The sequence below is a fragment of the Streptomyces sp. NPDC041796 genome, from assembly GCF_055590785.1.
Window position 1 is genome coordinate 345,228 of the sequence record NZ_JBVJAH010000009.1, and the last position, 11,903, is coordinate 357,130.

General features: G+C 70.6%; 12 protein-coding genes. 11 read left to right on the forward strand and 1 reads right to left on the reverse strand.

Features of this window, described 5'->3' with window-relative positions; all coding sequences use genetic code 11:
- Positions 1 to 302 precede the first annotated feature (302 nt).
- The 3 genes from ACZ6C1_RS20940 to ACZ6C1_RS20950 are packed head-to-tail and all read left to right on the forward strand — an operon-like array spanning position 303 to position 4,200.
- Positions 303 to 1,070: a uracil-DNA glycosylase family protein gene (locus tag ACZ6C1_RS20940; protein WP_469242617.1), complete on the forward strand. Its 768-nt coding sequence runs from the start codon at positions 303 to 305 to the stop codon at positions 1,068 to 1,070.
- Positions 1,070 to 2,623 (forward strand): amidohydrolase family protein, encoded by a 1,554-nt coding sequence (locus ACZ6C1_RS20945; RefSeq protein WP_469242618.1) that lies wholly within the window; start codon positions 1,070 to 1,072, stop codon positions 2,621 to 2,623. Before ACZ6C1_RS20940 ends, ACZ6C1_RS20945 begins: the two co-directional genes overlap by 1 nt.
- Complete coding sequence (locus tag ACZ6C1_RS20950; protein WP_469242619.1) at positions 2,620 to 4,200, forward strand: S41 family peptidase; 1,581 nt, start codon at positions 2,620 to 2,622, stop codon at positions 4,198 to 4,200. The genes ACZ6C1_RS20945 and ACZ6C1_RS20950 overlap by 4 nt, the downstream gene beginning before the upstream one ends.
- A gap of 45 nt (positions 4,201 to 4,245) precedes the next feature.
- On the opposite strand, the gene ACZ6C1_RS20955 is transcribed toward ACZ6C1_RS20950, so the two are convergent.
- Positions 4,246 to 5,115 (reverse strand): hypothetical protein, encoded by an 870-nt coding sequence (locus ACZ6C1_RS20955; RefSeq protein WP_469242620.1) that lies wholly within the window; start codon positions 5,113 to 5,115, stop codon positions 4,246 to 4,248.
- Between the two features lie 163 nt (positions 5,116 to 5,278).
- On the opposite strand from ACZ6C1_RS20955, the gene ACZ6C1_RS20960 reads away from it, so the two are divergent.
- From ACZ6C1_RS20960 to ACZ6C1_RS20995, 8 genes are all read left to right on the forward strand, one after another.
- Positions 5,279 to 5,944 (forward strand): maltokinase N-terminal cap-like domain-containing protein, encoded by a 666-nt coding sequence (locus tag ACZ6C1_RS20960; protein ID WP_469242621.1) that lies wholly within the window; start codon positions 5,279 to 5,281, stop codon positions 5,942 to 5,944.
- A 240-nt stretch (positions 5,945 to 6,184) separates the two neighbouring features.
- Complete coding sequence (locus tag ACZ6C1_RS20965; RefSeq protein ID WP_469242622.1) at positions 6,185 to 6,475, forward strand: hypothetical protein; 291 nt, start codon at positions 6,185 to 6,187, stop codon at positions 6,473 to 6,475.
- A 101-nt stretch (positions 6,476 to 6,576) separates the two neighbouring features.
- The gene (locus tag ACZ6C1_RS20970) at positions 6,577 to 7,029 is read left to right on the forward strand and encodes a hypothetical protein (protein WP_469242623.1); all 453 of its coding nucleotides are present in this window, start codon (positions 6,577 to 6,579) and stop codon (positions 7,027 to 7,029) included.
- 192 nt (positions 7,030 to 7,221) lie between these two features.
- Positions 7,222 to 8,457 carry a hypothetical protein gene (locus ACZ6C1_RS20975; protein WP_469242624.1) on the forward strand — a complete coding sequence of 412 codons (1,236 nt, stop codon included), beginning with the start codon at positions 7,222 to 7,224 and terminating at the stop codon, positions 8,455 to 8,457.
- A gap of 363 nt (positions 8,458 to 8,820) precedes the next feature.
- Positions 8,821 to 9,231: an ATP-binding protein gene (locus tag ACZ6C1_RS20980; RefSeq protein WP_469242625.1), complete on the forward strand. Its 411-nt coding sequence runs from the start codon at positions 8,821 to 8,823 to the stop codon at positions 9,229 to 9,231.
- A 202-nt stretch (positions 9,232 to 9,433) separates the two neighbouring features.
- Positions 9,434 to 9,781, forward strand: coding sequence for an STAS domain-containing protein (locus ACZ6C1_RS20985; protein WP_469242626.1), 348 nt, complete (start codon positions 9,434 to 9,436; stop codon positions 9,779 to 9,781).
- 321 nt (positions 9,782 to 10,102) lie between these two features.
- Positions 10,103 to 11,275 carry a phospholipase D-like domain-containing protein gene (locus tag ACZ6C1_RS20990; RefSeq protein ID WP_469242649.1) on the forward strand — a complete coding sequence of 391 codons (1,173 nt, stop codon included), beginning with the start codon at positions 10,103 to 10,105 and terminating at the stop codon, positions 11,273 to 11,275.
- A 108-nt stretch (positions 11,276 to 11,383) separates the two neighbouring features.
- Positions 11,384 to 11,812 carry an SRPBCC family protein gene (locus ACZ6C1_RS20995; RefSeq protein WP_469242627.1) on the forward strand — a complete coding sequence of 143 codons (429 nt, stop codon included), beginning with the start codon at positions 11,384 to 11,386 and terminating at the stop codon, positions 11,810 to 11,812.
- The last annotated feature ends 91 nt before the right edge of the window (positions 11,813 to 11,903 follow it).

Below are 11,903 nucleotides of genomic sequence, written 5' to 3' on the forward strand. Positions count from 1 at the left end.
GGTTTGTCCCGGGGGCGGAAGCGGGCCCCGCTGTCCCGACCCGGCGAAGTGTCACTGCTCCGGATGGCGGCCGCCCCGACTTGCGGGGCCCGTAACGGAGTGATCCATTGAAACGGACGCCGTCATGGCCGGCAGACACCCGGCAGCCCCGGACGTCCGGGACCGGGCACCCCGGGCCAGGGCATCCGGACCCCGACACCCGGGCCCGTACACCCGGCGGGCCGGACGGCGGAGGGCCCCGACACCGGAGGGCCTCGCAAGGCCGATGGCGCGCACCCTGCCGCCATGAGGAGGCGCTGACGATGCCGGAGTTCGATCGCGGACCGACGGACCGGTTCGCCGAGTTGCTCGCCCAGGTGCCCGACCCGCCCGACACCTCGGCGTTCTGGTTCGACTGGGGGCCGGTCTTCTACCGGGGACGGCTCGACGGATCGGCCCGTGTACTGATCGTGGCCTCGGACCCCGGACCGACCGAACGGATCGCCGGGCGCAGCCTCGTCGGCAACGCCGGGCAGCGGGTGCAGGGCTTCCTTACCAAGCTCGGGCTGACCCGCTCGTACGTCTGCCTCAACGCATGGGCGTACGCGGTCCATCCGAGTCGTGCGCTCGCGATGAAGGACCGGCTCGACGACCCGGCGCAGAAGCAGTGGCGCAACGCGGTCTACGACCGGGCGACCGACACAACACTCCAGGCCGTCGTCGCGATGGGGTTCATGGCCCGCGAGGCCGTGCGGTTGTGGACCACACGGCCCCAGGTCGAGCTCGTCGAGATCCCCCATCCGTCCAGCGATGACGAGGACGCGCTGCTGAACACCTGGCGCGATGCCGTCACACGACTGCGCGCGATCGTGACGCCGGACGAGGACGGCGACAACACCGGGTCCAACTACGGGACGAGCTTCGAGGAGTCCGACCACAGCGCGATCCCGCGCCACGACCTGCCGTTCGGCGCGCCGGCCTTCCTGGGCGACGACGCGTGGGTGCGCGCCCAGCCGGGCGTGGCACAGAACTCGGTGAGGCGCCCGTCACCGGACGACGAGCACACGCTGCTATGGAAGGCGCCGAGCTGATGGCACTCGTACTCCTCGGCACGGTCGTCACCTTCGACGACGACCACCGGATCCTCGACCGCGGCGCCGTGTACGTCGGCGACGACGGCCGCCTGGACGCGGTGCGGTCCGCCGAACAGGATCCCCCCGCCGGGTTCTCCGGAGCGCCCAGGATCGACACCGGCGCGCTCATCCTCCCCGGCCTGATCGACCTGCACAACCACATCGCCTACAACACGCTCCCGCTGTGGGAGGCCTCCGGCGTCCCCTACCTCCACCACGACCGCTGGGTCGACGAGGACCATCCGCCCGACTACTCCACGTCGGTCACCTGGCCCGCCAAGGTGCTCGGCCAGGCCGCTCCCGAAGCACTGCTCAAGTACGTCGAGGTCAAGGCGCTCATCGGCGGCACCACGGCCATCCAGGGCGCCCCCCGCTCCACCCGTGCCGTCGACGGCTGGCTGCTGCGGATCATCGACAACGAGAAGCTGCCGACGGGCACCGACATGGTGATGACCGCGGCGCTCCAGCTCGACGCAGAGGAACTGCGCGAGGACCGGGCACCGAAGCTCAACGGGACCCGGCTGCTGATCTACCACGTCGCGGAGGGCCGGTCCGGGTCGATCGTCCACCGCGAGTTCGAGGATCTCGAGCCCTGCCTGAAGCCGGGTCTGATCGGTGTGCACGGCACCGCGCTCGACGGCGCAGACTTCAAGAAGTGGCGGGACGCGGTGGCGGCCGTCAACGCCGAGGAGAAGGGAACCCTCGTGTGGTCACCGTTCTCCAACTACTGGCTCTACCACGACACGACGAACGTGGTCGAGGCGGACAAGAAGGGGCTGCGGATCGCCCTCGGCTCCGACTGGGCGCCCTCGGGGACCAAGCATGTGCTCGGCGAGCTCAAGGTCGCCGACGCCGTCAACCGCCACGAGCTCGGCGGACGCTTCAGCGACCGTGACCTGTGCGACATGGTCACCGCGAACCCCGGCGACGCCCTGGCGACGGCCTGGGGGCCCCAGGTGGGACGCCTCCAGCGCGGCAGCGCCGCGGACCTGCTCGTACTCGAACGCCACGACCCGACCAAGGACGTGTACCGCAATCTGATCGACGCGACCGAGCGCCATGTACGCCTGGTGATGGTGCGCGGCCGGCCGTTCTACGGGACGACAGCGCTGATGACCGCCGCCGGGGCGACGGACACCAGCACGATCACGGTCGACGGGGCCAAGCGCCGCGTGGCCGTCCGCCAACCGGACCGGCCCGACGCGCAACTCGACTGGCCCGGCGTCACACGCGCCCTGGAAAAGGTACGCGACGACCCGGTGGCCGCCTGGCGCGCCTCACAGGACGCGCTCGCCGAGTGGGGAGGGCCGCTCGACGACCCCGATGCGCCGCTCGTCCTGTTCGGCGACATGCCGGACGGCGACCTGGGAGCTTTCGGCGCGGCCGGTGAGGTCCCACCGGACCTGGTCATCCCGCGCCTGGACCCGCTGACCCACGACGCGGCCTACTTCGCGGCCGTGGCCCGCAGCGGCGTGCCCCAGCTCCAGCACCTCGCGGACTACTACCCGTGAGCCCCACGATCGCGCGACCGAGCCGGACCCTCCCGGGGACGATCGGGCTCGACGAGTTCATGGGCCGGATCGAGGCCGACCCGCTGCCGCTCGCCGACCGCTACCGGATCGTGGCCGCCGCACGCGTACTGCTCGAAGAGCTGTACGTCCACCTCCCCCTCAAACGGGCGATGCACGCCACCGACCCCGTCCAGCACCTGCGTCTGCTGGAGCGCCGTCTGCCCCCGCTCAGCGAACTGCAGTTCCACGCCGAGCTCGCCGGCATCTTCCGGGGGCTGCGCGACCTGCACACCGTCTACCAGCTCCCCTCCCCGTACCGGGGCCACGTGGCGACACTGGGCTTCCTCGTCGAACGCTACTCCGACCCGGACGGGACACCGCACCACATCGTCTCCAAGATCGACGAGTCACTCGTACACGCGGGTTTCGACGTCGGGGCCGAGCTGGAAACCTGGAACGGCGTCCCCATCGAGCGCGCCGTCGAACGCAACGCGGCCGCGCAAGCGGGCTCCAACGCCGACGCCCGCCTGGCACGCGGACTGGAGTCGCTGGCGCTGCGCCCGCTGCGGACCGGCCCCCCACCCGACGAGCACTGGGTGCTCCTCACCTACCGCACCCCCTCCGGCCGCCGCCGCGAGACACGCATCCCGTGGCGCGTCCGCGCCGCTGAGCTGCAGGCGGGGCACGCCCAGGATCCCGTCCCCACACTGGCGACGAACCTCGGTATCGACGCCGGGAACGAGGCGACCCGGCAGGTCAAACGTGTGCTGTTCGCGCCGCCCAGGGCCCGGCGTTCGCCGGCGCGTGCCCTCCGCAGCGTCATCGACCACCGGACGCTCCGATTCCGGGGCCGCTCGTACGGGTACCTGCGCATCTTCTCGTTCAACGTCTCCGGAGCCCGGTCGTTCGCCGAGCAGGTCGCGCGGATCGCGGCCCGGGCACCGGCCGGAGGGCTGATCGTCGACGTCCGCGGCAATCCGGGCGGTCATGTCCCGGCCGCGGAATCCGCGCTCCAGGTCCTCCACGAGAGCCCCGTCGTCCCGGTGAGCTTCTCCCTGTCGACCACACGCGCCGCGCTCACGCTCGCACGGTCCAACCCGGGCTTCCGCTCCTGGACGAACTCGATCCGCGCCGCCGTGGAGACCGGCGAGGTGTACTCGCAGGGCTTCCCGCTCACCGACCCCGAGGCGATCACCGCCGGGCTCCCGCGCTACTCCGGCCCCAAGGTCCTCATCACCGACGCGCTGTCCTACTCGGCCGCCGACATCTTCGCCGCGGGCTTCCAGGACAACGGCCTCGGGCCCGTGCTCGGTACCGCGGGGCGCACCGGCGCCGGTGGCGCCAACGTGTGGACGCACGAGCTGCTGCGCGTCTGGCTGCCCGAGCTGCTCGGCGAACTGCCGCGCGGCGCCGGGTTCCGCGTCGCCCTGCGGCGCGCCACCCGGGCACGAGGCAACATCGACGTACCGCTCGAGGACCTCGGCGTACAGGCGGACGAGCTCCACCGGTTGACCGAGCGCGACGTCACCGGGCACAACCAGGACCTTCTGGCGGCGGCCGCCGCACTGCTCGCCTGACCCCTTGCCGCAACGGTGGCGGTCCGCCTCCGCCCGGTGCCGCGGTCAGCGGGTCCGGACCGCCGTGACCGTGAAGCGCTCGACCTCGGCGATGTGCCCGCCGGTCATGGCGACCACCGTCAGCACCGCGTCCTTGGCACCCTTGAAGGACACGGAGTACGACCAGGGCTGTCCGAAGCCGCCCGCCGGGATGCAGCAGGACTCGCCCAGCGGCGCCTTCGACGAGGGCTGACGCACATGCACGCGGATGCTCTCGTCCACACCGCTGATGCGTCCTCCGACGGCCACGGGGGACCGGACCACCGAGCCGTACGCGGGCTTCGTCAGGCTGAAAGAGGTGTCGTCCGTGCCCACGACCTCCCACGGGGCGTCACGGCCGGTGCCGAACCGCACGAGGTGCACGACCGCCGCGCTGCCCGACGACTCGGGTCCGCTCAGGCCCACCCCGATGCGGGCGTGTGTCGCGGCGACGGACCGCGAGGTGACGCGGTCGATCTCGGTGAAGCCCAAGTAGCCCCGGGTGAACGACAGGGCGGTCTGCTCCGGGTCGAGGTGCCAGGGCTGATGGCCGCCCGTGCGGTACTCGCGCTGCCACGCCTGCGCCTGGGCGGGCGTCGTGAAGGGCCAGATCGGCTGCAGGCGCCCCAGACCGGGAACCGGGGCGACGCCGCCGGGACCGGGAGGAGTGGCGGTCGACGCGTCCGGGCGCGGCGTGGCCGGGGCGCTCGGCGTCGACGACGGTTGCCCGCTCGGCACGGAAACCGACGGGGACGGTGCGGAGGGCGCGGACGGCCGGGGTACGGCGGACGGCGACGCCGACGCGTCCGGGCGCGTGTCCGTACCGCTGCAGGCCACCAGCGACAAGCCGGTCGCGACCGTGACACCGATGAGGCGGAAGTGGAGCCAGACGTTCATTGATGCCCCAGAGGACGAGTACCGACCGTCGATACTGCCCGTCCGACCATCTTGCCACGGTATGCGCCCGCTTCCCAGAGCACGGAAGTGGCCACCAAGTAACGTGGCGCCGGAGGGGGTTCGTACGATCAACGGGCACACCGACCCGGGAGGATCACGAAGAATGGCTGTCATCCACCGCACGACGATGTCTCCGGGCAAGCTGGAGCTGCTGGCGTCCTGGCTGCCCACACGCCCCTGGTACGTCCCGACCGGCAGCGCGCCGAACCTTTCCAAGGCGGGTGGCTTCCGGCTGGACGACCCGGAGGGCGAGGTCGGCATGGAATTCATGGCGGTCACCGACGGCTCCGGCGACCGGCCCGTCACCTACCACGTTCCGCTCACCTACCGGGGCGCACCGCTCGACGAGAGCGACGGGGACGGCCGGGGGAGTGTGCTCGTCGGAACGTCGGAGCACGGCGTACTGGGCCGGCGCTGGATCTACGACGGAGCGGGGGACCCGGTCCTCGTCGCCCAGGTCCTCGCCCTCCTCCAGGGCCGGACGGTGCCGCAGGCCCAGAGCGAGAGCGACACCCCCGACCGGTCCGTCACCCGGCACGGCGCGGGCGGCCCTCTCCCGTCCCCGACCGGCCCGAGCACCGTCACCGACGGTCCGCACGGCACCGACATCGCCGTCCCTACGGCCACCGGCCCGCTGACCCTCACCGTCACCCGCGTCCTCCAGCCCTCCGCTCCGACACCTCCCCACACATGCGTCACCGCCCCCTGGCACCTCCCGGACGGCACCGAACACCGCGCCCCGTTCCTGACCTTGCGCGCCGAGTCCTAGGGTCGGCTGCGGAGCCTGCCGACACCGCAACGCGCCGCACGCTCAGGGCCTGTCACCGGCCGTCGAGCTGCCGGTCGGCATGCTGTGCGGTGAGCCACCGCCACGCCAACTGCCCCACGGGAGCATGGCCGTTCGCGTGGACGGAGGACCGGCGGTCGGTTGTGGCCACGGCCGGAGGCGGATCGCCGCGACGGTCGGGGGCGTGTGATGGCAGCCGTGGCGGCATGGCAGGCTGGGGTGATGAGACTTGGGAGCACCTCCACCGAGAACCACCTGCGCCGTCTGCTCAATGAGTGGGATCCGATCGGCGTCGCCGACGAGGTGCAGGACGAGTACGACTGCCTGCTCGCCCCTCTGCTCGGGCGGCTTCGTGGCGGCGCCGACCAGGCGGACATCGATGAATTCCTGCGGCATGAGCTGGAGGACCACTTCGCCCTCGACCCCGCGGACCTGGCGACCGACGCGATGGCGAGCCGAGTGATCGCCTGGTGGAGGTCTGCCGACCCTGCTGACCGTACCGCCGGCGCCTAGTCACTTCGCGGGGATCGTCCGTTCCCCGGGCCGTGACGCCCGCCGGACGCCCAGGCGAAAATCAGGTGCCGCCCACCAGGTCGTGCGGACAGGATGCCCCCATGTCCACCGAGATCAGCGGCATGATCGAATGCCGACCCGGTGCCCGCCTGTGGGGCCCCGACGACGAAGACTCCGTATGGCACGCCGCCATCGACATCTTCCTGCTCAACAACGGCAACGCCTACGACGCGTTCGCCTGCCTCTTCGGTGTCCGCAACTACTTCGGCTTCCGACCCCTGGCCGAAGGCCGCGGCTTTCCGGGTGACGCGTCCGAACGGCTGAGAACCGACTACGCCGCGTACGACGGCACGACCGACACACATGGCACAACATGGCTCACCTGGGCCGAGCTTGCCTCCGCCGACTGGCAGGAAACAGACGAATCGGGCACATTGAGCCGGGACATGGTCGCCGGAGAGGGAACCCACTGGGCGCCCGTATGGAGCGTGATGCGGACGCTCGGCGAACTCCACGGACCGGAGAACGTCCGCCTTGTCGTCTGGTTCTACTGACCTGACCTGACCTGACCTGACCTGACCTGACCTGACCTGGCTTCATCCGACCCGAGCCGAGCCGAGCCGACCTCACCCGGACCGGTCAGCTCCCGGCCCCGCCTCGATGCGCCCGAGGCCGGACTCCTACGCTCGGTACCCGGCGCGGCAACGATCGCGACGGACGGGTCTCAACGGGGGTGTGCGGTGCGCGTGGGCTGGATCAGGCTGTGGCAGTGGGCGGCGTGGGGCGGGATCGGCCTGAGCCTGTACGCGGGTTGGCTGACGGTCGATGACATCCGGGACCGCGCGTCCAGCGAGCGCGAGATCAGCGCGGCGTGCGGTCGGCTCGTGTCCGGGGCGGCGGTGATGGACCTGCAGGGCGGGATGGTCCGGGCCACGGCCGGCGACCACGACGGGGCAAGGCTCGATGCACGCGAGCTGTCCGGCTCCTGCACCGTCTACAAGGTGCCGGGGCCCGGGAGGACGAAGAGCCTGTTCACGCTGGTGGTGCAAGGCGGTGACACCTCCAGGCCATTGCATTGGATCGGTGATGACCCCGGGCTCGAGCCGTTCCGAGCCAGTGATCTCCGTGACAGCGGTGACAGCGACGACCGGCCCGACGTCACCGCCGTCGCCGACCGCCGCCCCGAATCGCGACCGTTGGGCGACGGCACCCTGGGCTGGTACGGGAACTGGTACACCACCGTCCGCGCCGAGTGCGGACCCGGCGGCAGCCCGAAGGCTCCGAAGCTGCTGCACGTCACCGCCCGCGCCGAGTACGACGACGTCTCCGCGGCGGACCGTGGGCGCCTCGCCCGCATCGCCCGCTCCGCGGCCGAGGAGCTCACCGACCGGATCGGTTGCCGCACCCGACTGCCCGCCCTGCCCGACGAGTTGGCCCCGGTGCCGTCCGCCCTTCGCCCCGCGCGGACCGCGGACGGTTCGTGCGGCTGGTTCAACCGTCACCTCAAGGAGAAGGGGCAAGGCCGTCTTCCCGACCGTGCCCTCGCAGTACCCGGCCGGACATCGAACCCTGTCGAGGGCTGTCTCCTGGCGGTCGGCCCCGACCACGTGCGCCGCGTGGCGGGAGGCCTGAGCGGTGACGAGCGCGACTACGCCGACAGTGCGCTCACCCACTCGCCCTGGTGGCTGCGCACTGTCTCCTACTTCGGCGCGGAGGCGCGCACGGTGGGATACGAGGATCTCGGCCAGGACAAGGTCATCGAGGTGGGGACGACCGGGCACGCGCGTGGGGCTTGGTGGGCCTCGTCCGTCTGCGGTGGCAAGCCCGCCCTGCACACCCTCAGCTCCGGTTACACCTACGACGACGTACTGGGCCCCGAGACGCTGTCCGCACTGTTCCGCGCGTACGTCGCCGACATCACGAAGCAGCGCGGCTGCACGCACGTGACGTACCCGGACGCGAAGGAGTTCCGCAACCTCTGAGCACCGCCCCGCTGGTCATGGACCGCCGGCGCCTCCCGTCGCGCAGCCGACTCCTTCAGGGGCCGGGGCCTGGAGCCGCGGGCGGCCGCCGGCGGTAAAGTGCCTTCCGGCCTGCTCTCCCGCCGCCGCCCCATGGCATCCCTCGCAGTGGGGTGCGAGCCGCCCGTCACGACAACCCGACGGCAGCAGGCCCAAGAAGGGCGGTGTTGCCGGGCCGGATCCGGGATAGGGGTATGAAGGAGCCGTGGCGAGAGGAAGAAGAGTGCGATGGGGGTAGCTCTGGTGCGTGGTGACAGCGTGGCCCCCATTGAGGCCGCGACATCGGTCCGGTCCGTCCAGCGGCAGCCAGGAGGTGAAGCTTCTGTGCCGACCAAACGGGCGGCCGGGGCGATCGCCTCCACAATCTACACCGATCTTGATGGCGCCATCGCTTCGGCGAGGGACTTCGTCGGGTCGTTTCTGCTGGAGAAGGCGGCCGGCGGGGTGCCGATGGGGCCCAGCGCGGTCGGGGATGCCCGCCTGGTGATCAGCGAGCTCGTCACGAACGTCGTCCGGCACGCCACAGGCCCCTGTCAAATCGACCTGGAACTCATCGGCGGGGTGCTCCACATCGCCGTGTCGGACACTCACCCGGTGGCCCCCACCGCCCACGCACCCGACCCCCGCCGGGTCGGGCAGCATGGGCTGGAGATCGTTCTGGCCGTGTGCGAAGGTGTCGAGATCGAACCCCTGCCGTCGGGCAAGCGGGTCCGGGCGCGCCTCGCCCTGCGCTGACGCGTGCCGCGCCGAAGGCAGCCGAAGGCGGACGATCATGGACGCAGTGTCCTTCCGAGGGGGGCACCGAGGGACCGGCCCGGTTCCCGAGCGGACGCCGTACGCGGACGTGGCGGCCGGCTTGAATTGCGGAAGCCGTCAGCGGGCAGTCATCTACACCGGTGCGTCAGGGCGCCGAAGAGTTCGTGAGGAGACAGCTGATATGGAACCCGGGCGCTTTCAGGTACAAGGCGAAGTTCAACCCGCCGGCATCGCGCTGGTACGGGTCAGCGGCGAGCTCGACTACGACGGGGTGGCGGCCCTCGAAGACGCGGTCAGATCCGTCCGCGCCCTGGGCAGCCACTGCCTGCTGGTCGACCTGTCGGGCCTGACGTTCATGGACTCCTCCGGAGTCAACGCCTTGCTCAAGGCCCGCCGCGACACCCACGTCTCCGGCGGATGGATGCGGATCGCCGGGCCCCAGCCGTCGGTGATGAGGGTCATCGAACTCGTCGGGCTCGACCAGGCCATCCCGTTGTACGCCGATGTCAGTGAGGCTCTCACGGCTTAGCCCTTCGGGTGCGCGTAAGGGCCGGGAAAGACGACGTACGGCGGCCTCGTGTCTCGACGGGCGCCGGGAGCCCGCCCGCGCATGGCCCGGCCGGAGCCCTCTGCGAAGCCACCGGGTCCTGACGGGTTTCCGCGCCCTTTCGACGCTCGGCCCATCCTTGGCGGCGTGGAACCCTGTTTGCAGGGAAAGCGGGCTTCGTCAGCACCTGTACCTGTGTCCGAAGCCGCACCGCCGCGGCAGTCAGGACCGCGGAGTCACCCCGGAGTGTTCAGCATGAGCGTCATCGATCCCCTCAGACCCGACGGTGCCGAGCGCACCACGATGACGATCCCTACCGTGCAGGAGCGCAAACAGCGACTGCGACGCCGGCTGGAGCGCCTGATCGGAGTCGCGGCCACCGAAGGCAACCACCTCCATCCGCTGCGCAACGGCGACGAGATCTTCCCCGCGATGCTGAAGGCCATCCGCGGCGCCGAGCACACCATCGACATGATGACGTTCGTCTACTGGCGCGGAGAGATCGCCCGGGAGTTCGCCACCGCCCTCGCGGCCCGTGCGCGGGACGGAGTGAGGGTGCGGCTGCTGCTCGACGGCTTCGGTGCCCGGCAGATAGAGACGGACCTGCTCGACGACATGGACGCGGCAGGGGTTGAGGTCGCCTGGTTCCGCAAGCCGCTGTGGCTCTCACCCTTCAAGCAGAACCACCGCTGCCATCGCAAGGCGCTGATCATCGACGAGCACACCGCTTTCACCGGTGGAGTCGGGATTGCCCAGGAATGGTGTGGTGACGCTCGCGACCCCGGCGAGTGGCGCGACACCCATGTCCAGGTCCGCGGCCCCGCGGTGGACGGAATAGCCGCCGCCTTTGCCCAGAATTGGGCGGAATGCCACGCTGAACTCTTCGACGAACGCGACCGGTTCACCGAGCACACACAGCACGGAGACGCCGTCGTCCAGGTCGTGCGAGGGTCCGCCAGTATCGGCTGGCAGGACATGCAGACACTGATCCGCATCATGCTCACCTCCGCGGAGGAACGCTTCCGCCTGGCCACCGCCTACTTCGCACCCGACGCGTACTTCATCGACCTGCTCTGCGCCACCGCCCGCCGCGGTGTCACCGTGGAGATACTGCTCCCCGGCCGGCACACCGATCAACGAGTCAGCCAACTGGCCGGACAACGCCATTACAGCGAGCTTCTCGCGGCGGGTGTCGACATCCGCCAGTACCAGCCCACCATGATGCACGCCAAGGTCATCACCGTGGACGGGGTCGCGTCCCTGATCGGGTCCACCAACTTCAACCGCCGTTCCATGGACCACGACGAAGAAGTGATGCTCGCCGTCCTCGACGAGGCGTTCACCGCCACCCTCGACGGCCACTTCGACGAAGACCTCACCCGCAGCCGTCCGGTCACGCTCTCCCGGTGGAAGCACAGGCCCCGCCTCCAGCGTGCCCTGGAAGTGGCGGTCAGCCCCGTCCGGCGTTTCCTCTGACCGGGCACGGCCGAGGCATCAGCCGGACCTTCGGGGGTAGACGGGCGGCACTCGCAGCGGTCGTGCCGCACCGCGTCGTCGGCACCCCATCGGAAAGGACCCTTTCCCATGTCGTCCTCGCTGGTCGAAACCGTGGACATGAAGGCCCCCGTCTCACTGATCTGGCAGCTGTGGAGCGATGTGACACGGTGGCCGGAGTTCCTCACCCACGTCACACGAGTCGACCGGATCGACGAGCGCCGGTTCACGTGGTGGCTGACATTGCCCGGCGCGGACAAGTACTTCACCGCTGAACTGACCGAGGTCGTCCCGGAGGAACGCATCGCCTGGAAGGTGATCGCCGGCACTCGGCACGCGGGCGTGGTGACCTTCCACCGGCTGAGTGACACCACCAGCCGTGTCACGATCCAGCTCGAGTACGAACCCGACGGGTTCGTCGAACACCTCGGTGCCCTGACCAATCTCGACAAGACACTGGCCAACTACGACCTGGGACAGTTCCAGCGCATGGCCGAGGACCTCGCGGCCTCCTCCTAGGGGCTGTTGCGAAAGTGCCAGTCACAGCCACTCGTTGCGCCGCGGGAGGTCACCGGGCCGACCGGCCGTGATCACGACGGACAGCGGCTTG

Bases quoted from the DNA above. Each gene is read 5' to 3' on its own strand.
- ACZ6C1_RS20940 (WP_469242617.1), top strand. From the start codon at position 303: ATGCCGGAGTTCGATCGCGGACCGACGGACCGGTTCGCCGAGTTGCTC.
- ACZ6C1_RS20945 (WP_469242618.1), top strand. From the start codon at position 1,070: ATGGCACTCGTACTCCTCGGCACGGTCGTCACCTTCGACGACGACCAC.
- ACZ6C1_RS20955 (WP_469242620.1), bottom strand. From the start codon at position 5,115: ATGAACGTCTGGCTCCACTTCCGCCTCATCGGTGTCACGGTCGCGACC.
- ACZ6C1_RS20960 (WP_469242621.1), top strand. From the start codon at position 5,279: ATGGCTGTCATCCACCGCACGACGATGTCTCCGGGCAAGCTGGAGCTG.
- ACZ6C1_RS20965 (WP_469242622.1), top strand. From the start codon at position 6,185: ATGAGACTTGGGAGCACCTCCACCGAGAACCACCTGCGCCGTCTGCTC.
- ACZ6C1_RS20970 (WP_469242623.1), top strand. From the start codon at position 6,577: ATGTCCACCGAGATCAGCGGCATGATCGAATGCCGACCCGGTGCCCGC.
- ACZ6C1_RS20985 (WP_469242626.1), top strand. From the start codon at position 9,434: ATGGAACCCGGGCGCTTTCAGGTACAAGGCGAAGTTCAACCCGCCGGC.
- ACZ6C1_RS20990 (WP_469242649.1), top strand. From the start codon at position 10,103: ATGACGATCCCTACCGTGCAGGAGCGCAAACAGCGACTGCGACGCCGG.
- ACZ6C1_RS20995 (WP_469242627.1), top strand. From the start codon at position 11,384: ATGTCGTCCTCGCTGGTCGAAACCGTGGACATGAAGGCCCCCGTCTCA.